Annotated in this window: 24 protein-coding genes and 1 tRNA gene; 10 read left to right on the forward strand and 15 right to left on the reverse strand. The window is 50.6% G+C overall.

Going from position 1 to position 24,967, the window contains the following annotated elements; genetic code table 11:
• Nucleotides 1–19 precede the first annotated feature (19 nt).
• Nucleotides 20–1,342: an MFS transporter gene (locus CWE14_RS08595; RefSeq protein WP_126798995.1), complete on the reverse strand. Its 1,323-nt coding sequence runs from the start codon at nucleotides 1,340–1,342 to the stop codon at nucleotides 20–22.
• Between the two features lie 164 nt (nucleotides 1,343–1,506).
• Between CWE14_RS08595 and CWE14_RS08600 the strand changes: the two genes are divergently transcribed.
• Nucleotides 1,507–2,619: a DUF2066 domain-containing protein gene (locus tag CWE14_RS08600; protein WP_157981805.1), complete on the forward strand. Its 1,113-nt coding sequence runs from the start codon at nucleotides 1,507–1,509 to the stop codon at nucleotides 2,617–2,619.
• Nucleotides 2,607–3,326 (forward strand): DnaA regulatory inactivator Hda, encoded by a 720-nt coding sequence (gene hda, locus CWE14_RS08605; RefSeq protein WP_126787631.1) that lies wholly within the window; start codon nucleotides 2,607–2,609, stop codon nucleotides 3,324–3,326. The genes CWE14_RS08600 and hda overlap by 13 nt, the downstream gene beginning before the upstream one ends.
• Here hda and CWE14_RS08610 read toward each other — a convergent pair.
• The 3 genes from CWE14_RS08610 to bepA form a co-directional block, all read right to left on the reverse strand.
• On the reverse strand, nucleotides 3,318–3,731 hold the full coding sequence (locus CWE14_RS08610; RefSeq protein WP_126798998.1) for a DUF2069 domain-containing protein: 414 nt from the start codon (nucleotides 3,729–3,731) through the stop codon (nucleotides 3,318–3,320). The two genes, hda and CWE14_RS08610, sit on opposite strands and share 9 nt — an antisense overlap.
• Complete coding sequence (arsC, locus tag CWE14_RS08615) at nucleotides 3,732–4,082, reverse strand: arsenate reductase (glutaredoxin) (RefSeq protein ID WP_126798999.1); 351 nt, start codon at nucleotides 4,080–4,082, stop codon at nucleotides 3,732–3,734.
• Nucleotides 4,083–4,149: 67 nt separating this feature from the next.
• Complete coding sequence (gene bepA / locus CWE14_RS08620; protein ID WP_198676558.1) at nucleotides 4,150–5,634, reverse strand: beta-barrel assembly-enhancing protease; 1,485 nt, start codon at nucleotides 5,632–5,634, stop codon at nucleotides 4,150–4,152.
• A 156-nt stretch (nucleotides 5,635–5,790) separates the two neighbouring features.
• Here bepA and CWE14_RS08625 point away from each other — a divergent pair, with 156 nt between their 5' ends.
• Entirely contained in the window at nucleotides 5,791–6,873 is a 1,083-nt protein-coding gene (locus CWE14_RS08625; protein WP_126799001.1) for an AI-2E family transporter, read from the forward strand.
• Here the strand turns inward: CWE14_RS08625 and CWE14_RS08630 are convergent.
• The 3 genes from CWE14_RS08630 to CWE14_RS08640 all read right to left on the reverse strand — a co-directional run bounded on the left by CWE14_RS08630 (nucleotide 6,870) and on the right by CWE14_RS08640 (nucleotide 9,684).
• Nucleotides 6,870–7,295: a hypothetical protein gene (locus CWE14_RS08630; RefSeq protein ID WP_126799002.1), complete on the reverse strand. Its 426-nt coding sequence runs from the start codon at nucleotides 7,293–7,295 to the stop codon at nucleotides 6,870–6,872. The two genes, CWE14_RS08625 and CWE14_RS08630, sit on opposite strands and share 4 nt — an antisense overlap.
• A gap of 77 nt (nucleotides 7,296–7,372) precedes the next feature.
• Nucleotides 7,373–8,065, reverse strand: a complete 693-nt coding sequence (locus CWE14_RS08635; RefSeq protein ID WP_126799003.1) for a YoaK family protein — start codon at nucleotides 8,063–8,065, stop codon at nucleotides 7,373–7,375.
• A gap of 95 nt (nucleotides 8,066–8,160) precedes the next feature.
• Complete coding sequence (locus CWE14_RS08640) at nucleotides 8,161–9,684, reverse strand: hypothetical protein (RefSeq protein ID WP_126799004.1); 1,524 nt, start codon at nucleotides 9,682–9,684, stop codon at nucleotides 8,161–8,163.
• A gap of 150 nt (nucleotides 9,685–9,834) precedes the next feature.
• Between CWE14_RS08640 and CWE14_RS08645 the strand changes: the two genes are divergently transcribed.
• From CWE14_RS08645 to CWE14_RS08655, 3 genes are all read left to right on the forward strand, one after another.
• Complete coding sequence (locus CWE14_RS08645; RefSeq protein ID WP_126799005.1) at nucleotides 9,835–10,185, forward strand: hypothetical protein; 351 nt, start codon at nucleotides 9,835–9,837, stop codon at nucleotides 10,183–10,185.
• A complete protein-coding gene (locus tag CWE14_RS08650; protein WP_126799006.1) occupies nucleotides 10,182–12,083 on the forward strand; it encodes a pyrroloquinoline quinone-dependent dehydrogenase in 1,902 nt (633 codons plus the stop codon). The genes CWE14_RS08645 and CWE14_RS08650 overlap by 4 nt, the downstream gene beginning before the upstream one ends.
• A gap of 1,304 nt (nucleotides 12,084–13,387) precedes the next feature.
• The gene (locus CWE14_RS08655; protein WP_126799007.1) at nucleotides 13,388–13,897 is read left to right on the forward strand and encodes a hypothetical protein; all 510 of its coding nucleotides are present in this window, start codon (nucleotides 13,388–13,390) and stop codon (nucleotides 13,895–13,897) included.
• 553 nt (nucleotides 13,898–14,450) lie between these two features.
• Here CWE14_RS08655 and CWE14_RS08660 read toward each other — a convergent pair.
• From CWE14_RS08660 to CWE14_RS14770, 3 genes are all read right to left on the reverse strand, one after another.
• Nucleotides 14,451–14,527, reverse strand: a tRNA-Pro gene (locus tag CWE14_RS08660).
• Nucleotides 14,528–14,626: 99 nt separating this feature from the next.
• Complete coding sequence (locus tag CWE14_RS08665) at nucleotides 14,627–16,273, reverse strand: DUF3413 domain-containing protein (protein ID WP_126799008.1); 1,647 nt, start codon at nucleotides 16,271–16,273, stop codon at nucleotides 14,627–14,629.
• 12 nt (nucleotides 16,274–16,285) lie between these two features.
• Nucleotides 16,286–16,510 carry a YejL family protein gene (locus CWE14_RS14770; RefSeq protein WP_126799009.1) on the reverse strand — a complete coding sequence of 75 codons (225 nt, stop codon included), beginning with the start codon at nucleotides 16,508–16,510 and terminating at the stop codon, nucleotides 16,286–16,288.
• Between the two features lie 72 nt (nucleotides 16,511–16,582).
• On the opposite strand from CWE14_RS14770, the gene yejK reads away from it, so the two are divergent.
• The gene (yejK, locus tag CWE14_RS08675; RefSeq protein ID WP_126799010.1) at nucleotides 16,583–17,641 is read left to right on the forward strand and encodes a nucleoid-associated protein YejK; all 1,059 of its coding nucleotides are present in this window, start codon (nucleotides 16,583–16,585) and stop codon (nucleotides 17,639–17,641) included.
• A gap of 87 nt (nucleotides 17,642–17,728) precedes the next feature.
• Here yejK and cspD read toward each other — a convergent pair whose 3' ends face one another.
• Entirely contained in the window at nucleotides 17,729–17,950 is a 222-nt protein-coding gene (gene cspD / locus CWE14_RS08680) for a cold shock domain-containing protein CspD (protein WP_126787644.1), read from the reverse strand.
• A 338-nt stretch (nucleotides 17,951–18,288) separates the two neighbouring features.
• On the opposite strand from cspD, the gene clpS reads away from it, so the two are divergent.
• Complete coding sequence (gene clpS / locus CWE14_RS08685) at nucleotides 18,289–18,606, forward strand: ATP-dependent Clp protease adapter ClpS (protein ID WP_126787645.1); 318 nt, start codon at nucleotides 18,289–18,291, stop codon at nucleotides 18,604–18,606.
• A gap of 24 nt (nucleotides 18,607–18,630) precedes the next feature.
• Nucleotides 18,631–20,910, forward strand: a complete 2,280-nt coding sequence (gene clpA / locus CWE14_RS08690) for an ATP-dependent Clp protease ATP-binding subunit ClpA (RefSeq protein WP_126787646.1) — start codon at nucleotides 18,631–18,633, stop codon at nucleotides 20,908–20,910.
• A 111-nt stretch (nucleotides 20,911–21,021) separates the two neighbouring features.
• Here clpA and infA read toward each other — a convergent pair whose 3' ends face one another.
• The 4 genes from infA to ald form a co-directional block, all read right to left on the reverse strand.
• On the reverse strand, nucleotides 21,022–21,240 hold the full coding sequence (infA, locus tag CWE14_RS08695) for a translation initiation factor IF-1 (protein ID WP_111569627.1): 219 nt from the start codon (nucleotides 21,238–21,240) through the stop codon (nucleotides 21,022–21,024).
• A gap of 77 nt (nucleotides 21,241–21,317) precedes the next feature.
• Nucleotides 21,318–22,025, reverse strand: a complete 708-nt coding sequence (aat, locus tag CWE14_RS08700) for a leucyl/phenylalanyl-tRNA--protein transferase (RefSeq protein ID WP_241972359.1) — start codon at nucleotides 22,023–22,025, stop codon at nucleotides 21,318–21,320.
• Between the two features lie 10 nt (nucleotides 22,026–22,035).
• Nucleotides 22,036–23,001, reverse strand: a complete 966-nt coding sequence (gene trxB / locus CWE14_RS08705) for a thioredoxin-disulfide reductase (RefSeq protein WP_126799012.1) — start codon at nucleotides 22,999–23,001, stop codon at nucleotides 22,036–22,038.
• Nucleotides 23,002–23,158: 157 nt separating this feature from the next.
• Nucleotides 23,159–24,286, reverse strand: a complete 1,128-nt coding sequence (gene ald / locus CWE14_RS08710) for an alanine dehydrogenase (protein ID WP_126787649.1) — start codon at nucleotides 24,284–24,286, stop codon at nucleotides 23,159–23,161.
• Nucleotides 24,287–24,436: 150 nt separating this feature from the next.
• Between ald and lrp the strand changes: the two genes are divergently transcribed.
• Nucleotides 24,437–24,910 (forward strand): leucine-responsive transcriptional regulator Lrp, encoded by a 474-nt coding sequence (gene lrp, locus CWE14_RS08715; RefSeq protein WP_126787650.1) that lies wholly within the window; start codon nucleotides 24,437–24,439, stop codon nucleotides 24,908–24,910.
• The last annotated feature ends 57 nt before the right edge of the window (nucleotides 24,911–24,967 follow it).

Below are 24,967 nucleotides of genomic sequence, written 5' to 3' on the forward strand. Positions count from 1 at the left end.
TCTACCCCCTGCGGCAGCGCTATTGGTTATCCTGACGCTGCTGCGGGATGGTGATTTCCGGTAAATCGTCGAGTGGAACATGCGGGGCTTCACTCTCATCTTCTTCTTCGGCTTCACTTTCGACCAGTGAACTGAGTAATTCTTCAGACGGTGTTGAGTGCCCCAGGCTGGTCAACACAGTATGACCCTGGTCGGCAGCTTTCGGACGGCGTGTGGTGCGGTATACCGCATACAAACAGATAATCGCAGTCAGGCTGGCCATCAGCAAAAAGAAAAACTCGACAGCACCAAACTGCATCAGGGCAGCGACTGAAGGCGCACCGATAATAGCGCCAATGCCGCCAACTTTGATAATTGAACCCGTGGCGCCGACCATTTGTTCGGTTTCCAGATAATCACTGGTATGAGCCATGGCCAGTGAATACACCGGCAGCAGACACCCGCCGAGTATGGCCATGAAGGTGAATATCAGATAGGGCGTATCGCCATCCAGACGCGACAACACCACCGCGGTCAGGGTGCCGACGGCGGCAACGCCGGCCAGCACTAAACGGCGGTCAACACGGTCAGAGAGCAGCCCAATCGGAGTTTGCAGCACCAGGCCGCCAAATATAAAAGCAGCCATAAAAATGGTGACCTGGGCTACGCTGAGCCCAATGTAAGTGGCATATACCGGACCAATGCCATAAAACATGGCATAACAGGCCTGAATGATAAACGCCGCAGCAATACCAAGCGGAGCCTGTTTAAGCAGGAAGCGGATTGGCACTTTGCCGCTTGAGGCGCTGTTCGGTTCGGACGATATGGTGGCCAGAATCGGGATCAGTGATAAATTGATTAACAGCGCAATAATGACAAACGGCACAAAGGTCCCGGGATCGGCAATACCCAGAATAAGCTGGCCGGTGATCAGTCCCGCATAAATTAGCACCAGGTAAACCGAGAGCATGGCACCGCGGTTGCGGTTGTCAGCCATGGTGTTAAGCCAGCTTTCGGCAATCACGAACATCGCCGAAATAGCAAAGCCGCTGACGAACCGGGCGAGGAACCAGACCACAGGGTCAACCCATACGGACTGCAGCAGCACGGCCGCTGAAGCAAGCGCGGCGAGACCACCAAAGGCTCGAATGTAGCCCACCCGACGAATATCCTTGGGCGCGCGGGTAGTACCAAATAGAAAGCCAATGAAGTAGGCTGACATGATAATACCCGTGGTCATGGTCGAGAAACCTTCGATGGTCGCCCGTAAACTGAGCAGGGTACTGGTCATGCCGACACAGAGGCCGATCAGCGTCATGGTCGTTAAGAGTGAGCTGACAGCGCGCAACTGTTGTCTAAGCATGATTAAAGCCTTAAAAATTCGACAAAATGTTCAGTAATAGCGGTACTTTAGCAGGACTCCGACGGTGAAGCCAGTTTGCTCAGTGGTTATCCACAGGTTGTCACTTGCTGGAATCGCTTTGGCTGTTTATTATCCCCTTACACCACTTAAGACAGGCAGGTAACGTGCATTTTCTTTTAGTTAGCCTTAACTGGGCCAAAAGCTGGGTCAAACCCAGCCAGGTTACGCTGTTCAGCTATCCGCTGCGGGTCACCTCGCTGACCGTCCTGTTGTTGCTGAGCGGGACCGTTCAGAGCAATGAAATCACTGATTTATATGAGAGTCGCCTGGCGGTTGAGTCACAGTCCCGTGACGAACGTCAGGATGCACTGCGCAACGCGTTCGAGCAAGTGTTGGTGAAAGTGTCCGGACATCAGGCGGTGCTGGAAAAAGACGCGGTTCGCTCAGAGCTGGGCCGTCACACTAACTACTTGGTGCAATACAGTTATGCGACTGAGGGGCGGCAACTTTTATTGCGCGCTCAGTTCGACGAACGACGCATAGAAGAATTATTGCGCCGTGCGGATGCGACATACTGGAGCGCACGCCGACCAAACGTGATGTTGTGGATTGCCACTGACGAGGATCGCGGTGTGCAACTGCTTGGCCGTGAACGTGACAGCAGGTTGATTGACGCTTTGCGCGAACAGGCACAATGGCGCGGAATGCCAATTAGCTTCCCCTTGCTCGACCTAACCGATCGCATGCTGGTGAGCCCAAGTGATGTCTGGGGACGATTTGATGTGCCGGTATTAGAAGCGACTAAACGTTACCCGGCTGATGGCGTTGTGATGCTGCGGGTGCAGCAGGTCGATGACCAGCGTTGGCGCGGGCAGTGGACCCTGGTGGTGGGTAACACAAGACGCAACGGACAAAGTTATGCCGCAGATCTGGAAGCGCTGGGTAAGGACGTTATGAATGAGGTGACCGAGCGGGTGGCCGCAGAATACGCGGTCACCTATGGTGAGGCATCGGAAGGGGACCTTACCATCCGGGTTACTAATTTGCTGGACCTGGAGCGGGTGCTTGAAGCCGAAACCATGCTAGGTCGCCTTGGCGCCGTTGAGCGAGTCACCTTAACCCGGTATCACCAGGGGACCGCCGAATTCAAACTGCGTCTGCTGGGCGATGTGGGGCGGGCCTTGCAGGCGCTTGAGCTGGAGAACCGAATGGAGCCGGTGGTGGATCCATGGAGTGGTACGGCAACCCCCGTCATGGAGTATCGATGGCTGCGGTAGCGACAGTTGGCACGCAACTGGCGTTACCTGTCTTGTTGCCGGATGACGCCCTATTTAAAACCTTTGAAAGTGGACCTAATCAGGAACTGCTGAGTGCCCTGACTGCATTAACCGGTGAGTCGGTGGCCCAAACCTCTGTCTACTTCTGGGGTGGCCGTGGGCGTGGTAAAACCCATCTCCTGCATGCGGTTTGTGCGGCAGCTGGTCACACTCATCTGCAGGTGATGTATATCCCACTGGCAGACTTTAGCGACCCAATGCACATCAGCCTGCTACAGGGGCTTGATGAGTATGATCTGATTTGTCTGGATGATATTGATGCTGTCACTCAGTCACGCGAATGGTGTGTCGCATTATTTGAATTATACAACCGGGTGTCAGATTCAGGCAAAGGTCGTCTGGTTATTTCGGCATCGGTGTCGCCGCTGGCACTTCCTTGTGCGTTGCCTGATCTGCGTTCGCGGCTGCAGGCAACCACCAGTTTCCAGTTGCACAAGCTGGACGATGAAGGTCGTATGCGTGCGCTGCAAACTCATGCAGCACAACGAGGACTGCAACTGGAACCTGAGGTTGCTCAATTTATCGTGCAGCGGGTGAGCCGCGATATGCATCAGTTGATGGCCATTCTCAATCAACTGGATAAAGCGTCGATGGCTCAGCAACGACGCTTAACGGTTCCTTTCGCCAAACAAACCCTGTCAATCTGACGACGGCGCTTTGCCCGCGTTGCTTACTTGCCCTTTCTTTTTCAGTCCCAGGCCTTGCTCACGTCCTGCATAGCGCGCGTAGAAGGTTGCCCCAATAAAGGCCAGCGTGGTTAATACCAGTTCAATACCGGCATACAGGCGTTCATCCGGGTGGGTGTACAAGGTGGTCAGGCTGTGCAAAAAGTACAGCATTAGGACAAAGTTAGCCCACGCGTGGGTGTACGGATTGCCTTGCAGGATCCCTTTCAACGGAAATAACAGTGGAATGCCCCACATGGCTAACTTAAGCCACACAGAAAGAGTTTCGCTAGGGGCTATCCAGGCATGCCAAAGAATGACCCATAGCAGCAATAACGGGTAGCTGAATAAGGTAAGGCGACGGTAAAAAAGAGGATTAGTTGGCATCTACAGCAGCTCCAGCACAGTTTCAGGGGGGCGGCCAATCCGCGCGGCGTTACCTTTGATAACGATGGGTCGTTCAATTAATTTGGGATGCTCTGCCAATAGTTGGGGCCACTCAGCTGCTGCAGGGGGCTGCTCAGATAAACCAAGCTCTTTATACAATGGTTCCTTGCGACGGACCATCGACTCAATACCATCTGCCAGTTTGCCGGCAATGGATTCAATCTGTGCTGCTGTCAGTGGCTCTTTTAAATACTCAATAATAGTGGGCTCGATACCGTTCTCCTGCAGCAGCGCCAGGGTTTGACGGCTTTTTGAACAACGTGGGTTATGTATAATCTGGTATTCGCTCATGGTTTTCGTTCCTCGAACCGCTATCGCCTGGGAACAGGCTTAAGAAAGGCTGCATGATAGCGAATTTTTACATATTCATCACCCGTTCACGGTCATTATTGAGGCGTCGGACCTGATCAATCCGGCCCTGTACCCGCTGTCTGGCCAGTGTACGGTTATCCGGCAATTTACTGTAGGCGTGGTGAAGTTCCTCAATTGCCATGTCGAAGATCCCACGCAGAATAAGTACTTCAGCCTGCGCTTCATGCATAGCTACTGCGTCACCGGATTGTTGGTGCGCTTCAAATAGCAGCTCGTAGGCTACCCGGTCATCACGGTTATGCAGAATATAATCATTGAGTATCTTAACCGACAGCTCATAGTTGCCGCCCCGGTTTGCGGCGTACGCCAGGTTGAGGGTGATTACCTGATTATTGGGTCGGCGAATGTAAGCTTCTGTTAAAAACTCTATCGCTTCGTCGAAGCGTCGCTGGCCGAGCCAGATATCGGTGGTGGTATCGATATAGAAAAGGTTTAACGGGTCTTTTTCCCGCAGTGCGGCCACAATATCTTCGGCTTCAGCGTAGCGTTCCAGTTCATACAAAGCTAACGCCTGACCATAGCGAGCGGCATCTTTCTTGTGCTGATGGTTGTGCTCAGCGCGGCGCTCGTTGGCTTGCATGGTGGTCAGCATGTCGCGCGCGTTGGTGGAGCCATAGCGCACGGCGACCCGGGTTTTTGCCAGTTCAAACTGAAGGGACGGGGGGACCCGACGGTCAGGCAGTTGATCTGCCCGCGCCCTGGTATCGGAAATCCGTGATTCGGGCAGGGGGTGGGTTACCAGATATTGCGGTACCTGAGTAGAATATCGATACTGCGCCGCCAGTCGACTGAAAAAACGAGGGGCGCCCTGTGCATCAAAGCCAGCTTCCGCCAGCGTGGTCATGCCAAATCGGTCAGCCTCAAGTTCAAATTGACGGGTATAGTTGATTTGTCGCTGCTGGATACCCGCCATGCTTCCGGTCATAACCGCCATGCCTAACTGTGGGTTGGCCATGGCCAGGATCAGGCCACCGATGACCTGGGCAATACTGACCGGAGCGGCGGCAGACATACGTTCCATATTACGGGCAATATGGCGCTGCGTCACATGAGCGATTTCATGCGCCACCACAGAGGCCAGCTCCGACTCGTCTTCAGCCTGTTCAATGAGCCCGGTATGAATACCAATGTAGCCACCGAGAAAAGCGAAAGCGTTGATGTTGGGGTCACGGATCCAAAAGAAGGTAAACGGAAAGCGGACGTTGTCTGAATGGCGCACCAGGCGGTTGCCGAGGTCGCTTAAGTACTCTTTAAGCACCGGATCTTCAACCATCGGCGCCTGAGCTCGCATTTGGCGCATATAATAGTCACCGATCAGGCGTTCGCGATCGATCGACATGGTGCCGCCAGCAGCGGTGCCGATGGTTGGCAGATCGGGCCGTTGCTGTGCATGCGCGCTACTAAACGTGAGCATAGCGGTCAGCAGCCATGCCGCAGTCAATGCCAGCCAGCGAATTCCCCAAAATGACATACAATTACCACCCATTGGCGTTTTAATTCCTGTTAACTAAGGTTAAAAGTCTACGGTGCTACCTGGCTGTTGTCGATAGTGCAGTGGTATCATGCCTAACGAACTACAACGCAGCTATGCAAAGTTACAAACACAAGCAAGGGAAACAGGTACCTTATGTTCAATTACCTACGCAATTGGTTCCAAACACGATTTTCTGATCCGAATGCAGTGACTCTGACGATTTTATTGGTAATTGGTTTCAGCGTTATTATCTTTTGGGGTCGTATTCTCGCACCTTTTCTTGTTGCAATTGTTTTTGCATACCTACTCGATGGCCCGGTTACCCTGTTACAACGGATTGGAATTGGTCGCTTCTTCGCTTCCGTGCTGGTCTTCGTGACTTTTATTCTCTTTATGCTGCTGTTTACGATATTTCTGGTGCCGGTGGTATGGGAGCAGAGTTTTAATCTGCTCAGAGAGTTACCTAAGATAGCGCAGGCCTGGGACCAACTGATGGAGCAGGCGCAGGAATATGCCCCCGCGTTTGTGGAACCGCAACAGGTCAGAACCTTTAATGAAAACATGACCACACGACTGCTAACCTTTGGCGAAACGGTGCTGGCACAATCGTTAACCTCGATTGTGAACGCGTTTACGCTGATGATTTACCTGGTTATTGTGCCGCTGTTGATCTTCTTCATGCTGAAAGATAAAAATACTCTGGTAGGGCATTTTAACCGTATTCTGCCAAAGCAACGGCGGATGATCTCTCAGGTGGGTATCGAAATGAACCTGCAGATCCGAAATTACATTCGCGGTAAAGCACTTGAAATTATTATCGTCGGTGTTGTCACCTACATTGTTTTTACCTTCTTTGACTTACGCTATGCCGCCTTACTTGCGACCCTGGTCGGCTTTTCAGTACTCATTCCGTACATTGGTGCGGCCGTGGTAACAGCGCCCGTGGCCTTGGTTGGGCTGTTTCAGTTCGGTGTCTCAGCAACCCTGGTGTGGTTGATTGTGGCTTATCTGATTATTCAGGCTCTGGATGGCAATGTTCTGGTCCCCTTACTGTTTTCAGAGGCGGTTAGCTTGCATCCGATCTATATCATTGCGTCGGTGCTGGTGTTTGGTGCCTGGTGGGGCTTTTGGGGTGTTTTCTTTGCCATTCCGCTTGCCAGCCTGGTTAAAGCGGTCATTAGTGCCTTCTCGGAGCAGCGGCGGCTGCAGGAAGAAGCGGAAGGGGCTGAACCCTAACCCGACTCACTGACAGTAAAGGTAAAGCTGATATCCGCACTATCATCCTCATCGCTGCGATTATCGCTGACGGTAATCGTTTGTGACTGGCCAAGCACCGCCTGCAGTGAGGGCTGCATCAGCGTCTTCCAGCCTGAGTCGCCTTCCTGTTCGATCAAAAATCGTGCATTGACCAGGTTGCCTCCCGCCTCGCTGATACTATAAGTAAGGCGGATAGTGGGGTAGCTCTCTGATTGAGTAATCACGTATTGCTCTTCATTCGTGCGAATACGTTGTTGCGGGCGTGCGACGGTGTGACCATCAATTTCCAGTCGTCCATCAAACTGATACGTTGTCTCTTCGTCTGCAGCCAGAGTAAACGGCATGGCGAAGTACGTTGCTGCAAGCAACAACGGTGAAATAACGAGTCGGGTAATCTGCATGACGCTTCTCCTGTGTAAGTGGTACTTATAGGATACCAGCAGGGCGCAGTTAGTTGCGTAAATATTAGGCAAACCTTTTATTTTTCTTTGCCTGGAATAAATCCGGCTACCACCGCGAGCAGAGCGGCTACCAGTGCAGCCGGAAGCAGAACCACCAGCCCGGCAGCATACACAGCGAAGGCCCCGAGAACACCACCAGTAAAAAACGCCAGTAGAATAATCAGCAGCAAGATCAACTTCCAGGTCTTCACTTTGCGCCCGCGCAGGCGGCTGCCCAGCAAAGCGCCGAGATCGGTAACCACACCGGTCACGTGGGTGGTACGTATGGTCAGGCCGCGGAAACTTCCGGCCATGGCGTTTTGCAAACCACAGGCAGCCGCGGCAAGGGCGACTGCATAACTATTGTCGTTCAGGGCAAAGACGGCGGCCAGGCACAGGAGTAAGGCTTCCAGCGCTAAAGCCGATACATAGCTCTTGCTAAGCCGCAGACTGACATGGCTGATTAAGAGCCCGGCGCTGAATGCTCCGAGCCAGAAACCGACAAGTATTGACCCAATAGGCAGCAGATCGGCTGTGTTCCCGCTCATGATATCAATGCCGAGGTGAGCAACCGCGCCGCTCATATGGCTGACAGGTACAGCGAAGAAGCCCAGCATAACGACATTGATATAGCCCGCTAACGCCGCCAACACCGCCGCACCAATAAAGACAGGGGCTCTATGCTGAAGCATGAACACGTCCTGCTCATTCTCTAAGCGTTCCCATGGCATGGTCTGCCGCCTTGCTATGTGTGTAGGAGCTTCATTTATAACAGCTTTATGCTGGTTGGAAAACGGATTGAAGTTAATTATCAGCTGGCTACTAATCAGAACTGATACAAAAGCCGCAAGCGGTTATTGTAAAAACGTTTGGCTCCGTCAAAGTCGGTAATACCCAGTATGTTCTCGAACCTGAACCCTTCGAGATGGGCGGAGAACACACCAAGATCGACGCTAATACCGGTATCCCAGCCCCAACTGTTCTGGTCCTCAACGATGGGGATACCGGCGGCAAAGCCGCGATCGCCATCGAAGTTATAGAACGCATGACTCTGGCCGCGTTTAGCTTGGTAGTAAACGTAACGTGTGAACAAGTCAATGTTGTCAGAGAACCTGATATCAAGGCGGCCGCCGATGCCGTAGCCCGGGCCAAGACCATCGACACCATTGTTCATCGTATCGGTATAGAACACACCGCTGAGATCGCTATAGGGATGCACAAGCTGACCATCACGAAAACTGCCTTCATTTAACGGTGAATAGTGTCCAACCAGTGCGGCGCTAATATGTCGTGATTGCACGCCGAGTTTGAGTCCGTAGATTTCAGCATTGATGTCGCCTAAGGCTGCACGCCCGGTTTCCTCCTCGCGGGCAAATTGCACACGTATGTAGGGCTCGAAACCACCCCAGTCAGCGGCGCCCATCAGCAGCTGCATCTGATATCCAAATTCAGCGTATTGCATGCGGGCCGTATCAAAGAAGGTGTAGTGCCAGATCTGTGCAATGTAATCGCCACCAGTGGTGTTATGGCGGACGGTAGTACCGACAGTGAACAGGCCCGGGGTATCCTCGACATAGCGGTTATTATGGGTAAACTCATCGTCAAATCGGCTCTGGTAGCTGGTCATACGCGCTATAAAGATCTGCCAGGTGGGTTGGCTAGTCACCGATGCATCAAATTCAAACGGCATATACTGATTATTCGTATAATCAGGCGGCCTCACGACTTCATAGCCATTTTCTTGGTCTCGGAGATAATCGTTAGGACGACTCCACTGCAATGGTCGGATAGCAGCAGAAACACCGGAAAACGAGCGTGGTATCAGGGTAAATTGATCGGTGTTAGCAAACGGCGTATTAAGTAGCTGGCGCCCACCACGAAGCCGGAATCCCGGCCTGTTGTATTGAACATAGCCTTTAGTAATCGCGTACAGCCCCTGATCCGGGCCAACGAGATTGAGGTTGGGGTTATCGTAGTGAACGATCGGCTCTGCGAAGGAAATCCCGAACTCAGCAGAGACACCATAGATCATCCCTGTGCGGGTATTTAAGCTGCCGCCAAACGCATTGGAACGGGTGTTAAAATCGTCTTCGGGATCGTCGACATTGGGATAGGGTCGATTGGTATCATGGAACCTGCGGAAGTCAAAAACTCCGAGTTCCCCGGTAAGCTCCGAGCCCTTAACAACCTGCTGTACAAACCTGTCTCTGAACGTAAGCGGTTTGTCACCTTCTTCCTGAGCGACAACAGTACCGCTGATTAGCGCGCCTATCATCCCTAACAGCACCGACTGCGGGCAGTGTCGGCATGCAGCTGAATGCCGTGAGCTGAAAGATGCGTTCTGTGCCATGGCCCTCTCCTCTGATTCATGCTTTTAGCAAACGGGCGTTCATACATCTGTTCGCGCACACTGGCCTTCAGGTGCCATTGTCAGGCGTCAGCTTGACGCTAGACCTACTCAAAACTATATAACTAGTAAAGATAGGACAGGAGATTCACCTTGCCAACTTACCCAACATCTACCGGCGCTATGGTGCTGATTCTCGCATCGCTGCTCGGAGTCGGAATCTCGCTATACTATTACCTTGTGCCCATGACTGGCGTTACTGGCACAGAAGGTGCGCTGCTCGTTGTTATTTCCTCCCTGGTACTCACCCTTTGCGGCATTATCCTGCTTAAAGTGCACACGGGATCGCCTGCTATCGCGGTGCGGGTCCTTGTTTTACTGGGTGCCTTGGGCACTATTGCTGCCGCCTGGTTTTTGCATGCATTCTGGTTGGTGGCTGTCATGCTGGTTGCCTTTGTTGGCGTGATCATTGATTTTTTACCGTTAAAGGAAGACCGCAAATGAACAGGTTAACCACGCACTTCCTTGTCCCGGTGGCGCTCTGCATGTCTGTTTCGAGCCAGGCGCAGGAAGCCGTCTGGGATACTTTTCACGGTCAGTTGAATGCGCAGAAGTACTCACCGCTGACGCAAATCAACGTCTCAAATGTGGATCAACTGGAGCTGGCCTGGGAGTATCATACCGGCGATGTATCTGATGGGAGCGGCGATTTGCCCGCAACAGTCTGGTCGGCGACCCCTGTTTACGCGAACGACACTCTGTATATAGGTACGCCTTTTTATCGCATCATCGCGCTTGACCCCGCCACAGGCGATGAAAAATGGACGTTTAACAGTCACTCTGTACTAGAAGCTTTGACCCAGCCAGCACTGAAAAACCGCGGAGTTGCCTATTGGGAGGCCGACGACCCAGTGAACGGCGAAGCCTGTCAAAAGATAGTGTATCTGGGAACGATGGATGCTCGTCTGTTCGCAGTCGATGCTGATACTGGCAGTCTCTGTGAAGATTTCGCCAATAATGGCGTGTTGGATGTCAATCAGTGGAACAACACCAACGACCGCTGGCCGTTGTCGTTACTACAGCCGCCGACGGTTACCGGTGACCACCTCATCCTGGGCTGGGCCGGCAAGGACTGGGCCTCGGCCGAGGCACCTCCGGGGACGGTATTCTCTCTCAATGCCCGCACTGGTGAGTTGCAATGGACACTGAACTTTATTCCCGAGGAGATGCGCCAACGCACTGGCACTGCGAATGTATGGACAGCAATGTCGGTGGATGAGGAGCTTGGACTTGTTTATCTGCCCGTATCGTCACCGTCTCCAAACTTCTGGGGTGGAAACCGAACGGAAGATATTCCGTTGGCAACCTCGACCACGGCGGTGGACATTGAAACCGGTGAAGTTGTTTGGTCGCGTCAGTGGGTTCATCACGATCTCTGGGATTACGACCCCACATCCGCACCGACGCTGATGGATATCACAGTCGATGGCGAAAGCATTCCAGCACTGATGCAAGCGACCAAAATGGGATTCCTGTTCGTGGTCAATCGCGAGACCGGAGAGGACGTATGGCCAATCGAAGAGCGACCAGTTCCAGCCGGAAACGTTGAGGGCGAAGTCTACGCAGAGACCCAGCCATTCCCAACCAAGCCCGAACCTTTGCTCGATCAGGCCAGCAAACCAAAGATCTGGTGGGCCGCCGATGTACTTGGGTTTGGCGAATGTTCACGTCTGTTTGACAGTCTTAGTTACGAAGGTATGTATTCGCCTCCAACCACTGAAGGCGAGGGCGTTCTTGCCTATCCGGCCAGCGCTGGCGGTGTGCAGTGGGGCGGGGTTGCCTTTGATCCGGTAAGCCAGACCGCTATCGTCAATACCTCGCATATTACTCAGTACCTCAAGCTCTGGCCCCGAGACGAGTACGAACGGGTTGCTGGTGACTCCGGTAACGAAGAAGGCTTTTACCCGCAGGAAGGAACGCCATTTGGTATGTCATTGCACAATGCGGTTAATTGGTTGGGTATGCCGTGCTGGGAACCGCCTTATGGCGAATTAGTATCAATTGACATGCATACGGGCGATGTCAACTGGCGCCGTCCGATAGGGGTGTCACAGCGATTCGGATTCTACATGCCAGAAAGTATGGGCTCTCCCACCATTGGTGGACCTGCAGTAACCGCTGGTGGCCTGATTTTTATCGGTGCGTCGATGGATGCTAAGGTACGCGCTTATTCGTTAGAAAGCGGTGAAGAGCTTTGGTCCGATCTGGTTCAGGCTCCGGTCGTTGCTAACCCTGCTGTCTATGAGCATGACGGTAAACAGTATGTGGCGTTTATCGCCGGGGGGAACACCATCATTAAAGACCAGGTAGGCGATCAGATAGCGGTGTATGCGTTACCATAAGAAACAGGTGCACTAGGCTAAGAGCGGTTGCTGCAGTTAATAATTGACTTCAGGTTTCAATATATGTCAATCACATTGATGGCGGGATTGGCGGACCGATTAGAGGTTGAGATTTTTATTTGAATTTGTGTAGAGGTTCTCAACCTCTTTGAGGTAACTCAAGGGCTTTAGAACATATTAATACAGCATTTATCTTCTACAGAACTTGTTGTAAGCCAGGGGAAGTAGGAGAACTCGACCTGACCCAAAATCTGCTGGTGAATGAGATGGAAAATATACCTGAGAGTTACCTTAACTTTCTGAATAAAGAGCTCATACCACCCAGTACACCGACTGCTGTGAGGATATACGGCATGTAGTATGAGGAGAACAGAGGAAATCTAAGTAGTAAAGAGCTATATACTGAGAACGAATACTTGAACCAAAGTAGCATGCTCGAACATGATTTTTAACTGTCTACCCTGTGTATGACAAAATTATTATCATGCAATCAAAGATTGCCGATTTCCTATTGAGTGATTCATCCATCATGCGGGGAGCCCCGTGGCACCCTGTGAATGAAATAAAAACAACAATTTGTGAAGTGCCGGAAATCTATTCTGTTTATCTCAACTTTAGTCTGTTCAAACTCCTTAATGTTTATAAGGTCGGTAATCATTCTATGGATCAGCTCTCATACTTCCCTAGATCTGAGTTCTTCATTTATTGATTGTTCTTATTTTGAGTAGTAAGCCAGTATCTCAAAATGGTTCAAGCAAGTATCGACCATGCCATAAAAGCAAGAAATGTAGTGTTAGTAAATTGAGTACTAATAAAAAGTAAAGTCACTTAATGTCCGATAAAGCTTCCACCACTACAGTAGAATGCGATAAAAGCTAAAGAGACAATAGTGAGATTTCTTCGTTCAACGTGACTGTCTTCGAAGGCCATATTTTTCCTTCGAGATTAAATGAAAATTAACTTACTGAATCGCCACTAGCTCACTATGTAGTTTGCACGCAGCCGTCTATCTATGTTATTTATGTTAATTAGCATAATAGTGCGGGTCGCCATCTCATATAGTGCCGAAAGGACGTGCGTGCCGATGCGGGAAGGTAATTAGAGTAACCGGAGGCAAATACATTGTCTACGAAGTTGTTGGCAATGTTGATAGAAAAATACATGTGATCAAAGCAAAGGAAGGAATCATAAAGATTAAATAATACAATAGAAGTCTATGCTCCGTCACGAATTTAAAAAAGTAACCTCTCGAGCCATTAATAGATAAAAATGATAGTAGAATAGGGATATACTGAGGATGACAAATGAACGATGAGATGAAGGCTGCTCAGGTAGGTGCTCTTTCAATCGCATGGGCTAATCAGATGGACGCCGTTTGGCGTGTACATAATTACGCTACGACGTTGGAAGCAGGTATTCTTGTTGCATCGTGGTACCTATTTGAAAGAGAACACACTTCAGCATTGCTTGCCCTATTGCTAGGTGCAAACATGCTACTACATGTTATGTTTTTCATATCACATAGGCACTCCCAAATTCAAAACGGTTTTAATAGACAACTGAGAGAGCTCGGTGTTTACGACACTTCGGTACCTAGCTGCGAGGTTTCTCTTTATGCTCATGAATGGGCAAAAGCTGTACTGGTTCTTTTGCCTACATTTAACTGTGTGGGGAGCTGGTTTATTACTATTGGTAGCTGGGGGGATTTATCATGTGGATTCAAAGCCTTTTACTTAACTGCTTCAGTTATTACTTCTTTAATTCCCTTTTACTTAGCGAAGAAACTTGTCACCTTAATAATTGTTAGAAAATGAAAAATTCGGATTCGGAGCTGATTACTGTGGCATGCTTCCATGGATGTGGTGCTTAATTCTGAAATATTGGTAAACTATTCTAGGGGAAAGTAGATGTTTTAAGGGGATTCTTGGCACTTATCTTTTAAGGACACCACTTCAGGGTATGCTAAACCTAAAAACTGAGAGGAATCTCTAATCCCACGCTTGAAGTAGCCGAGATTGCTCTCGGCCAGCTCCATATCAAACGACAATAAACCAGTCTTCTTCGACAGTCATTCCCAACTCTGCGAAGTGTTGGTGTCAGGACGATATTAAGGTTGAGAGTAATTCATCAAAAACATTGGGAGACCGACTCTTACGAATGACTCTATCCTACTAACCATCGGTAATAATACCATTAGCGTCTGAAACTAAGAATTAGTTTATTTAATATTGAACGAACAATTCTTCTAGCAAGGTAGAGCTTGAATCCTAGTCTTAAGATACCTCAAATTTGACTACTGTATATTGAGGCCGAATTAGGGCGCTGGATTTCAGGAACAAAAAAACCTGCTCAAAAGCAGGTTTTAATTGGTCGGCGTGAGAGGATTTGAACCTCCGACCCCTGACACCCCATGACAGTGCGCTACCAAGCTGCGCCACACGCCGACCGTGCGATGTATCTTACTGAAATCGAGTAAAAAGACAAGTCCTATAGCGTTTGCGTTAGGCTGACTGCTCAGATTGTCGCCGTTTTAGCAGGCTGCGCTAGCGTCGCGCCCGGCCGAAGCGCTGGAGTTCCTGCAGACTGTCAATCAATACCGGCGTCGGTGGGGTTGCGCCGGGGCGCAGCTCACCTTCATGGTTATAGACACTCAGGTCACCATTACGCTCCAGAATTGTGGTCTGTTCATCTTCAAAAATGTAGAACCGCGAGTTCACACTATGGACCCGGGGCAGGCTTTCATTGCCCTTGCTAAGGTCACGCCCAACTGCAAAGGTGTCGAAGTCTTCAGCACAGGACATGAAGCCACTGAGAGCGGTCGGCATAATGTCGCTTATCTGCGCAAACTGGTTACTGATAGCAGCACCGCGACTATTAATATTAGCGCCCCAAAGAGGCACCGCAAACTGTTGCCAGATAGTTGGCAAATTGCGGGTGCGTAGATTCCATGAGGGAGATTCTTGTCCTGCTGCGGGGGTCAGTGCTGTCACAATGACTCTATGATTGGCACGTTCAGCCGCTATGATTGCGGTAACCATCGCCGCGAGATCCTGGTTAGCCGCAAAGACAATGCTCATCGGCTGACTGGCGCTATGCTGATTGGGCCACATCACCAATTGCGAACGGATACTTCCTGGCGCGTTATCGAGGGACCAGTTCAGGCTGTGGTAAAAGTTCACATCGTGACCATAGTCTTGCATGGTCGACTGATAAGCTGGCTGGATCTGATCGCGCTCAATATGGTGTTGGTAGATATCCGGCAGGCTGTAGACCATTTCAAAGGCACTGCTTTGCACACTGGTATGGCCGATAGCAGTATCGGCCAGCGGGTGCAGGTTGTTGACACGGCTTTCAATAACACGCTGTTGATCCTGATTGAGGCTGTCAAAAGCGACAATCAGGGTGGGCCGGGTTAATGGTGCTTTAGAGCATAACAGGTTACTTAGCGGGTATTGCAGTTCAAGGCGGTCTGCCTCGGTTAGCTGATCGCGCTGGCTTTGATAGGTTTCTGCAGAAATCCAGCCATGCCGGGCCATTAATGTCTTGGCGGTGGATGGATAGGACAGGGGAAGCAGATCGTCCTGCTGGGTAATGGGTGTATACAGGTTGGCGTCGGCCCAGATATGAATCATGTGACTTGCCAAAAAACAGGCCACAAAAGCGGCGCTTATTTGCTGACCGATACGATGGCCGCGCAGCCGGTCGAGACGCTTCCAGGTCAGGTTGGCCAGGGTTATCTGCATCGAAAGAATAAGCAGGAAAGTAAATATGACGCCGACCAGGCCAACGAAGCTGGCGCCGGCAAAAATATCCTCCGCGTCGCCGGCCATTTGGGCCAGCGAATAGGTATTTAAATGAAAGCCGTACTGACGAAAAAAGAGCGCATCAAAAAGTAAAATAAACAAACCAAAGGAGGCGATAAGCGCGCCTAGCCCACGTAAAATACGGGAGTAGGGCAGTATCATGCAGAACGGGAACAGTAGCAGGATAAAAAAGACAAACGGCAGGAAGGCAAAATGCCCGAGCCAGTTGACGACCAGATAGAGGTTGCCGAGGGCAGATCCAGTCCCACCGATGGTTTCCACATATAAAATACCAATAAAGAGACACAGCAGAATATTGGTAAACGTAAACCAATGGCCCCAGCTGATTAATCGTGCAATGCGGTCTCGTTTTTGGTATTTGCCCATAGTGACGTCAGCTTATGCTTTGTTTGCGTGCACTGATTGTAGCAGGACGCGTGAAAACTGTTCGGCCATTGCTTCTTGCCTGGCGGCAGGGACCCCGCGGGAAATAACATTGCTTACGGCGTTACCTAGTGTCATCAGGCATAAGTCGACAGGTATCTGTTGGTCTTCAAAAACTGCCATTACATCATCTAGTAGCTGTTCTTGTTGCTCTGCAGAATATTTTGAAACAATCGGCATAAAAGGCTGGCTTCGCTCATGTTAGAATAGTCGAATGATAACACAACCAATTTTTCAGGACAGACCCGGATTATGAATTTAAGCTTAGAAAATAGTGTCGTACACCATGTCTTTCAGGACCCGGATGGGAACATTGGCTTGCGCCTGGCACCGGAGCCGTTGCTACTAAAAGAAGAAGTGGAAGTATTATTAGAAGAGCTTAATAAGGTCTATAACGCCAAACCCGCGAAAGGCTATGCCAGCTTTGTGTCACCCGATGACCCGCGTTTTCAGGAAGCCGAAGGTGGTGAGTCTGTTCCTTTACCGGAATTTCCAAAATTGCTCGACAGCCGCCTGCAAAACGGTATCGCCTTTGTTGACTTTTCGCAGCAAGTGGCGCGGCTGTTACGCAATGAGCTCGAGCATTATCAGTTTTTAGAGTCTGGTTTTTTATTGCTGGCTGAGTATCAGCAAACCGGCGACAGTTTTCTGCTGGTCGCGTTTTTGCCGGTTAAAGACGGGGTGACGGTCTCCGCTGATTTATCGGTCGACCGTTCGTCGCAGTTAGATATCAGTAAAGTTCAGCTGGCAGCGCGGGTTAATCTGAGTGATTACCAGACTGGGATCAGTGACAGCCACTACATATCCTTTATCAAAGGCCGGGCAGGGCGCAAAGTGGCTGAGTTCTTTCTCGATTTTCTTGGCTGCGCTGAGCGGGTTAATGCTAAGAAAGAGACCGACCAACTGGTGCAAAGTGTTCAGGAGCTGGTTCGTCAGGACGACTTATCGCCGGAGGTGGCGTCTGAAATCCGCAAAGATGTGTATGACTACTGTGGCGAGCAATGGAGTCAGGGCGAGCAGATCCGGTTGAGTGATATTGACACCCGTTTAGCCGAAAAAGGGGCCGGCTCGCTGAAAGCCTACTCGGAGCAGCAAGGGGTTAGCATGGCAGAGGAGTTCCCGGCTGACCGTAGCAGTTTGCGTAAGCTGATGAAGTTCCAGGGCCAGGGTGGCGGTATGAGTGTCGCGTTCGAGCAGGACATGCTCGGTGAGCGGGTGCAGTATGATCCGAAGACAGACACCTTAACCATTGTCGGTACGCCACCTAACCTGCGCGATCAATTGCGTCGTTTTTATGGTCAGGATAGTTAACCGTCAGATAAAACAATGCCAGCACGGAGGCTGGCATTGGCTTTGTCATTGACGCTGGAAAGCGTTGCAATGTAAAGTTGTGCTTAATTAGGATTTAATGTCAGTGGAGTGAGGCGTAATATGCACTGCATGCAGACCTTTTGGACCTTCCTGAAGTTCAAACTGAACTTCCTGGCCTGCTTTAAGTGTACGGTAGCCTTCCATTTCGATGGTCGAGTAGTGAGCAAAAATGTCGCCACTCTTTTCTTCACTTTCAATAAACCCGAAGCCCTTGGAGTTATTGAACCATTTGACCTTGCCCGTTGCCATACTTCTACATCCTTCTTGTTCGACACAAGTTGTTGTTACTAAAAGCCAAACTGCTTTATTGTTGTTATTAATTGTCAATTTTAATGATTACATGCACTTATCTTATTTATCAGTTTGCGATAAGTTGGTGTAAGCATTCAGCTGGTAAGAGGCTTTCGTTACAGAAAGCTGGTGTTCCAGCAGGAGGCATTGAAAATACTTTCATTTGCCACCATGTCTACAATAGATAAGTGCAAAAATTAGTCAAGAAAGTTTAACCAAAAAAGAAACATTTTTTTAACCTTTTATTATCAACTACGCTCTCAACAGTGTAAAAATTTCGGTCTATAGTTAGTGCTATGAGCAGATTTAGTGATTCGATCCCCCAGCACCACCTTGATGAAGACGTCGAACATAAGTTGTCGCCGCCGTCGATGTACCAGGTATTGCTGAATAATGATGATTACACCCCAATGGATTTTGTCATTGAGGTGTTAATGCGCTTTTTTAAGCTTGATACGGAAGCGGCAACTGATGTTATGTTGAAGGTGCATTACCAGGGTAAAGCAGTTTGCGGTGTTTATTCTGCAGAGATTGCCGAAACAAAGGTGGTGCAGGTAAACCAATATGCTCGTGAAAACCAGCACCCACTGCTCTGTACGATGGAGCAGGCTTAACACCCATGATGTAAGGAGTGGCCCATGCTGAACAAAGCACTAGAACTGACCCTGAACGATGCCTTTCGTCTGGCACGTGAGCGTCGTCATGAATTGATGACCGTTGAGCATCTGTTGGTCGCGCTGCTCGATAACCCGGATGCGTCGGACGCTTTGCGTTCCTGCGGACTGAACTTTGAACAGCTTAAAGAAGAGCTGCTTAGCTATATTGACCGCAGTACACCCAAGTTCTCGGATGATGATGAAGCGATGGATACGCAGCCTACGCTGGGTTTTCAGCGTGTCTTACAGCGTGCAGTGTTCCATGTACAAAGCTCTGGTAACGCTGAGGTAACGGGTGCCAACGTGCTGGTTGCTATTTTTAGTGAGCAGGAATCGCAGGCCGTGTACTTGCTGAATAAGCAGGACATCAGCCGACTGGATGTGGTCAATTTTATTTCCCATGGTTTTTCGCGCATTGAAGACGAAGGCCCGATGGATGATCCTGAAGCAGAAGCGGGTGCGCAAGAGAAAGGCGACGAAGAGCAAAGCTATTTGCAGCGCTTTTGCAGCAACCTTAACGTGCAATCAAAAGCCGGTAAAATCGACCCGCTGATTGGCCGCGAGCAGGAAGTCGAGCGGACCATTCAGGTGCTCTGTCGTCGGCGCAAGAATAACCCGTTACTGGTCGGTGAAGCTGGCGTGGGTAAAACAGCCATAGCTGAAGGCCTTGCCTACCGTATCGTCAACGAGGATGTACCGGAAGTTATCGCCGACGCGGTTATTTACAGCCTGGATATGGGTGGCCTGCTGGCCGGTACCAAGTATCGCGGTGATTTCGAGAAACGCTTCAAAGCCTTGCTCAAAGAGCTTGGCAACCATGACAACGCGATCCTGTTTATCGATGAGATCCACACCATTATCGGTGCTGGTTCTGCCTCGGGTGGCGTCATGGATGCATCCAACTTACTCAAACCTTTGCTGACCACGGGTGAGCTGAAATGCATCGGTTCGACCACGTATCAGGAATATAAGAACATCTTCGAGAAAGATCGGGCGCTGGTGCGCCGGTTCCAGAAAATCGATGTCAATGAGCCGTCGGTGGAAGATACCACCAAGATCTTGCAAGGTCTTAAAGACCGTTACGAATCGCATCATGGCATTCGTTATACCCAGCCAGCCCTGCGTGCTGCCGCTGAACTGTCGGCCAAGTACATTAACGAACGTCACCTGCCGGATAAAGCGATTGATGTGCTGGATGAAGCAGGTGCTAGTCAGCGTTTGCTGCCAGCCTCAAAGCGCAAGAAAACCATTGGTGTGTCGGATATTGAGCTGATTGTTTCAAAAATTGCCCGAATTCCGGAGCAATCTGTCTCGCGCAATGACCAAACCATGCTCTCTCAGTTAGATCGCAATCTGAAAATGGTGGTGTTTGGTCAGGACCAGGCGATTGACGAACTAACCGCGGCTATACGTCTGGCTCGTTCCGGGTTAGGCAATGAACACCGCCCGGTAGGCTCGTTTATGTTTGCCGGCCCGACCGGGGTTGGTAAAACCGAAGTCACGCAGCAACTGGCGAAGGCCATGGGCGTGGAGCTGTTACGCTTTGATATGTCCGAGTATATGGAGCGCCATGCGGTTAGCCGTCTGATCGGTGCGCCTCCGGGCTATGTCGGCTACGAGCAGGGTGGTTTGCTAACGGATGCTGTGATTAAGCATCCTTACAGCGTGGTGTTGTTAGATGAAATTGAAAAAGCACACAGCGATATATTCAATATCCTGTTGCAGGTAATGGATAACGGCACCCTGACTGATAACAACGGGCGTAAAGCAGATTTCCGTAACGTTATCCTGGTCATGACCACCAACGCCGGTGTGCGTGAAACCGAGCGTAAGAGTATTGGTTTCCAACAGCAGGATTCGTCGGTCAATGCGATGGCGGAAATTAATCGCCTGTTCACCCCTGAGTTCCGAAACCGTCTGGATGGCACTGTTTGGTTTAATCACCTTGATACCAGTGTTATCGAGCGAGTAGTGGATAAATTTATCTGCGAATTGCAGGCTCAGCTTGATAAGAAAGGTGTCTCGCTTGAAGTCGATACCACAGCCCGCACCTGGTTAACGGAGAAAGGCTACGATAAAGCGATGGGCGCACGGCCGATGAGTCGGGTGATCCAGGAGCATATCAAGAAGCCATTGGCCAATGAGATTCTGTTTGGCTCGCTGACCAAAGGTGGCAATGTGCTTATCAGTGTCGAGAACAGCGATGCTGACACGCTGACTTTCACCTATGACAGTAAGAATGAAGAGGCCGTGGTGTCATAGCCCGGCGCTTGTCAGCTGAATCGCAGACAGTAAAAAACCCGGCATGTGCCGGGTTTTTTTGTGCTATCTGACAGCTGTCGTTGATGTTTTCCGTATATAGACAGCGCTCGATTAACGAGAACGGAAAACAATACGCCCTTTAGTCAGATCGTAAGGGGTCAACTGCACGGTTACTTTGTCACCGGTCAGGATACGAATGTAGTTTTTGCGCATCTTTCCAGAGATGTGCGCTGTTACCACGTGGCCGTTTTCCAGCTCGACGCGGAACATGGTATTTGGCAGGGTATCCAGGATCACGCCCTGCATCTCAATGCTGTCTTCTTTCGCCATTAAACCCTCTGTTTCGTGTAAATTCGCTTGGTATTGAACTATCGCGCTAAAAAAAGTGTGGGGGATTCTAACGCTTTTTACGCACAAATGCCACTAATTGGCTGTGCTAACAGGAAGTCCTTGTCAATTTGCGCTTCGCCGAACCTTTTCAAGTGCTTAAGAAATTCGCTACGGCTCAGGCTGGTTGCGCCCAACGACTCCAGGTGTGGGGTCGGCATCTGACAGTCTATCAGCTTTAATCCGGCAGGCTGAAGATGGTGACATAAAGCAACCAGAGCTATTTTAGACGCATTGGTGACCTTATGAAACATACTTTCGCCGCAAAAAATACTCCCATTTAGGACCCCATAGAGCCCACCGACCAGACGCTCCTTGTCCCACACTTCAACTGAGTGTGCATGACCCGCCTGGTGCAGGTCACAATAGGCTTCATACATATCATCGGTGATCCAGGTGCCTTCACGCTCTGCTCGTTGCTCTGAACAGGCGCTGATCACTTCCTCAAACGCGTGGTTAATGGTGCAGTGGAGGTGAGATTTGCGTATAGCCTTGCGCAGGCTACGTCCGATATGCAGCTGTTGGGGGTCGATCACGGCACGCGGATCAGGGCTCCACCAAAGCAGCGGGTCGCCGTCACTGAACCAGGGGAAAATACCCTGCCGGTAAGCTTCAACCAGGCGTGGCACCGATAAGTCGCCGCCCACAGCAAGCAGCCCATTGGGCTCATGCAGCGCTTGCTGTGGGTCGGGGAACTCGTACGAGTCCGGATCTAAGCCGACTAACACGGCTTCAACCTTACTTTTTCGCCTGGTCCAGCTGGTCGAGGAAGCGTTCCGCATCCAGAGCTGCCATACAGCCGGTGCCAGCCGAGGTAATGGCCTGGCGGTAAACGTGGTCACTGACGTCACCCGCCGCAAAGACACCTTCAATACTGGTTTGCGTGGCATTGCCGTGGCTACCGGTTTGCACTTTGATGTAGCCATTTTCCATATCCAGCTGACCCTGGAACATGTCAGTATTTGGCGAGTGGCCAATGGCGATAAAGGCGCCCTGAACGGCAAGCTCTTCAGTGCTACCATCACGGCTGTCTTTAATCCGCACCCCGGTGACACCCATGTCATCACCCAGTACTTCATCCAGGTTCTTATGCAGGTGCAGGGTTACGTTGCCGTTCTCAGCTTTATCCATCAGACGGTCGATAAGGATTTTCTCAGCCCGGAAGGTATCGCGGCGGTGGATCAGGTGCACTTCGCTGGCGATGTTGGACAGGTAGAGGGCTTCTTCGATAGCAGTGTTACCACCGCCAACGACGCAAACTTTTTGGTTACGGTAGAAAAACCCGTCACAGGTGGCACAGGCGCTGACGCCTTTGCCTTTAAAGGCTTCTTCTGATGGCAGCCCTAAGTATTTGGCTGAAGCACCCGTGGCGATGATAAGGCCATCGCAGGTGTACTCGGCGTTGTCGCCGCGCAGACGGAACGGACGCTCGTTGAGGGTAACGTCGTTAATATGGTCAAAAATAATTTCGGTATTGAAACGCTCAGCATGCTGCTGCATACGAACCATCAGATCCGGTCCGGTAAGGCCTTCCGGGTCGCCTGGCCAGTTTTCTACGTCAGTGGTGGTGGTCAATTGGCCACCTTGCTGCATGCCTGTTACCAGCACCGGGTTGAGGTTAGCGCGGGCAGCATACACAGCTGCGGTATAACCGGCAGGGCCTGAGCCCAGAATAAGAAGTTTGCAATGCTTTACGTCAGCCATGAAGACTTAACTCCGTTCTCGTTGCGAGATGTGTCAGAAAAAATGTGAAAATATTGTATGGCCTAAGCCCTTAAGCGTAAAGAGCCAGGACACCCTGTGCCTGGCTCTTTTTTAAATTGCCGCTATCGGGCAAACCGAACAGGACAGATACGCTCGACTACAGATCCAGCGCTTGCAGCGGATCAATATAATCCAGTGCCAGTTCCTGACCGAGGTCATCATGCACTGCTTTATAGGTGATTTTACCCTTGTGCATGTTAAGGCCGTCGAGCAGGTTCTTGTTGTTACGCATCGCTTCAATGCCTTTGTTCGCCAGCATAATACCGTACGGCAAGGTTGCATTGTTGAGCGCAATGGTCGACGTGCGGGCAACGCCGCCCGGCATGTTGGCCACACAGTAGTGGACTACATCTTCAACCACATAGGTTGGGTCCTGGTGGGTGGTTGCTTTCGAGGTTTCGAAACAGCCACCCTGGTCAATCGCGACGTCAACCACCACAGAGCCTGGCTTCATGTTCTTAAGGTGCTCACGGGTCAGTAGTTTAGGTGCTGCCGCGCCTGGAATTAATACCGCACCGATGACCAGATCCGCTGTTTTTGAATAATGGTCAATCGCATCAACCGTTGAGTAGATGGTCTTTACCCGGCCAGCGAAAATATCGTCCAGCTCTCGCAGGCGTGGCAATGAACGATCCAGAATAGTGACATCCGCACCCATGCCAATTGCCATCTTAGCTGCGTTGATACCAACCACACCGCCACCAATGACCAGAACTTCGGCCGGGGCGACACCTGGTACGCCGCCAAGCAGAGTACCGCTACCGCCATGGGCTTTTTCCAGGTGATGTGCGCCTGCCTGAATTGACATCCGGCCTGCGACTTCAGACATTGGTGCCAGCAACGGCAAGCCGTTGCGGTTGTCCGTTACGGTTTCATAGGCAATGGCAGTTACACCGGCTTCCGCCAGTAGTTTAGTCTGCGTAGGATCTGGTGCCAGGTGCAGATAGGTATACAGAATCTGACCTTCGCGCAGCATTTTGCATTCGTTAGGCTGAGGCTCTTTCACTTTGACGATCATCTCTGCCTTGGCAAAGATTTCGTCAGGTGTTTCAACAATGCTGGCACCGGCCTGAATGTAATCTTCGTTGGTGAAACCAATCGCCGTACCGCCATTGTTTTCGACCATCACCTGGTGACCATTGGCGATATATTCGCGCACGGCTGCCGGTGATAAACCAATACGGTACTCGTGGTTTTTGATTTCCTTAGGAACACCAATCAACATAACTAACTGCCTCAATTCGACGTGTAAAAAGTTGGCAAAAGTATAACGTAAGGCTAGTTGAACTTACTCACTTTTTTTGTGGTTAAAATTAGGTAAAAATGCTGCCGTTTTGCTAAAATGAAGCGTATCGTTCTGAATTAAGGCTTAAAATTGGAAAAATTCACTATTGACCGCATTGACCGTAAGATTTTGCGCATTCTGCAAGACGATGGCAGACTCTCCAATGTGGCTTTGGCTAAAGCCGTGGGCCTTAGCCCCACACCTTGTCTGGAGCGGGTTCGTAAGCTCGAACGTCACGGCGTCATTGAAGGCTATTATGCACGGGTGAACCCGGACAAACTGGGGTCACCGTTGTTGATATTCGTTGAAATCACTCTGACCCGGACTTCAGCCGATTCCTTTGCTGAGTTCAGTGAGGCGGCGCGGCGCACGGATGAGATTTTAGAGTGCCATTTAGTGTCGGGGAATTTCGACTTTCTAATTAAGGCCAGAGTGGCGGACATGGCTTCCTATCGGCGGCTATTGGGCGAGACAATTCTGAATATGCCCGGGGTCAACGAGTCACGCACCTATGTGGTGATGGAAGCCATCAAGCAGGAAAATAAAGTCCTGATCAGGGGCTGATCTGCAGGTGGTTTGGGTTACAATCGCAGCAGGAATTTATAAACGCACGAATGACAA

Origin of the sequence: Aliidiomarina soli, assembly GCF_003986975.1 — a bacterium.
In the GTDB taxonomy this organism is placed as follows: domain Bacteria; phylum Pseudomonadota; class Gammaproteobacteria; order Enterobacterales; family Alteromonadaceae; genus Aliidiomarina; species Aliidiomarina soli.

Excerpts from the sequence above, each read along its gene's own strand:
- CWE14_RS08595 (WP_126798995.1), bottom strand. The coding sequence starts at position 1,342 with ATGCTTAGACAACAGTTGCGCGCTGTCAGCTCACTCTTAACGACCATG.
- hda (WP_126787631.1), top strand. The coding sequence starts at position 2,607 with ATGGCTGCGGTAGCGACAGTTGGCACGCAACTGGCGTTACCTGTCTTG.
- CWE14_RS08610 (WP_126798998.1), bottom strand. The coding sequence starts at position 3,731 with ATGCCAACTAATCCTCTTTTTTACCGTCGCCTTACCTTATTCAGCTAC.
- arsC (WP_126798999.1), bottom strand. The coding sequence starts at position 4,082 with ATGAGCGAATACCAGATTATACATAACCCACGTTGTTCAAAAAGCCGT.
- bepA (WP_198676558.1), bottom strand. The coding sequence starts at position 5,634 with ATGTCATTTTGGGGAATTCGCTGGCTGGCATTGACTGCGGCATGGCTG.
- CWE14_RS08625 (WP_126799001.1), top strand. The coding sequence starts at position 5,791 with ATGTTCAATTACCTACGCAATTGGTTCCAAACACGATTTTCTGATCCG.
- CWE14_RS08630 (WP_126799002.1), bottom strand. The coding sequence starts at position 7,295 with ATGCAGATTACCCGACTCGTTATTTCACCGTTGTTGCTTGCAGCAACG.
- CWE14_RS08635 (WP_126799003.1), bottom strand. The coding sequence starts at position 8,065 with ATGCCATGGGAACGCTTAGAGAATGAGCAGGACGTGTTCATGCTTCAG.
- CWE14_RS08640 (WP_126799004.1), bottom strand. The coding sequence starts at position 9,684 with ATGGCACAGAACGCATCTTTCAGCTCACGGCATTCAGCTGCATGCCGA.
- CWE14_RS08650 (WP_126799006.1), top strand. The coding sequence starts at position 10,182 with ATGAACAGGTTAACCACGCACTTCCTTGTCCCGGTGGCGCTCTGCATG.
- CWE14_RS08655 (WP_126799007.1), top strand. The coding sequence starts at position 13,388 with ATGAACGATGAGATGAAGGCTGCTCAGGTAGGTGCTCTTTCAATCGCA.
- CWE14_RS08665 (WP_126799008.1), bottom strand. The coding sequence starts at position 16,273 with ATGGGCAAATACCAAAAACGAGACCGCATTGCACGATTAATCAGCTGG.
- CWE14_RS14770 (WP_126799009.1), bottom strand. The coding sequence starts at position 16,510 with ATGCCGATTGTTTCAAAATATTCTGCAGAGCAACAAGAACAGCTACTA.
- yejK (WP_126799010.1), top strand. The coding sequence starts at position 16,583 with ATGAATTTAAGCTTAGAAAATAGTGTCGTACACCATGTCTTTCAGGAC.
- cspD (WP_126787644.1), bottom strand. The coding sequence starts at position 17,950 with ATGGCAACGGGCAAGGTCAAATGGTTCAATAACTCCAAGGGCTTCGGG.
- clpS (WP_126787645.1), top strand. The coding sequence starts at position 18,289 with ATGAGCAGATTTAGTGATTCGATCCCCCAGCACCACCTTGATGAAGAC.
- clpA (WP_126787646.1), top strand. The coding sequence starts at position 18,631 with ATGCTGAACAAAGCACTAGAACTGACCCTGAACGATGCCTTTCGTCTG.
- infA (WP_111569627.1), bottom strand. The coding sequence starts at position 21,240 with ATGGCGAAAGAAGACAGCATTGAGATGCAGGGCGTGATCCTGGATACC.
- trxB (WP_126799012.1), bottom strand. The coding sequence starts at position 23,001 with ATGGCTGACGTAAAGCATTGCAAACTTCTTATTCTGGGCTCAGGCCCT.
- ald (WP_126787649.1), bottom strand. The coding sequence starts at position 24,286 with ATGTTGATTGGTGTTCCTAAGGAAATCAAAAACCACGAGTACCGTATT.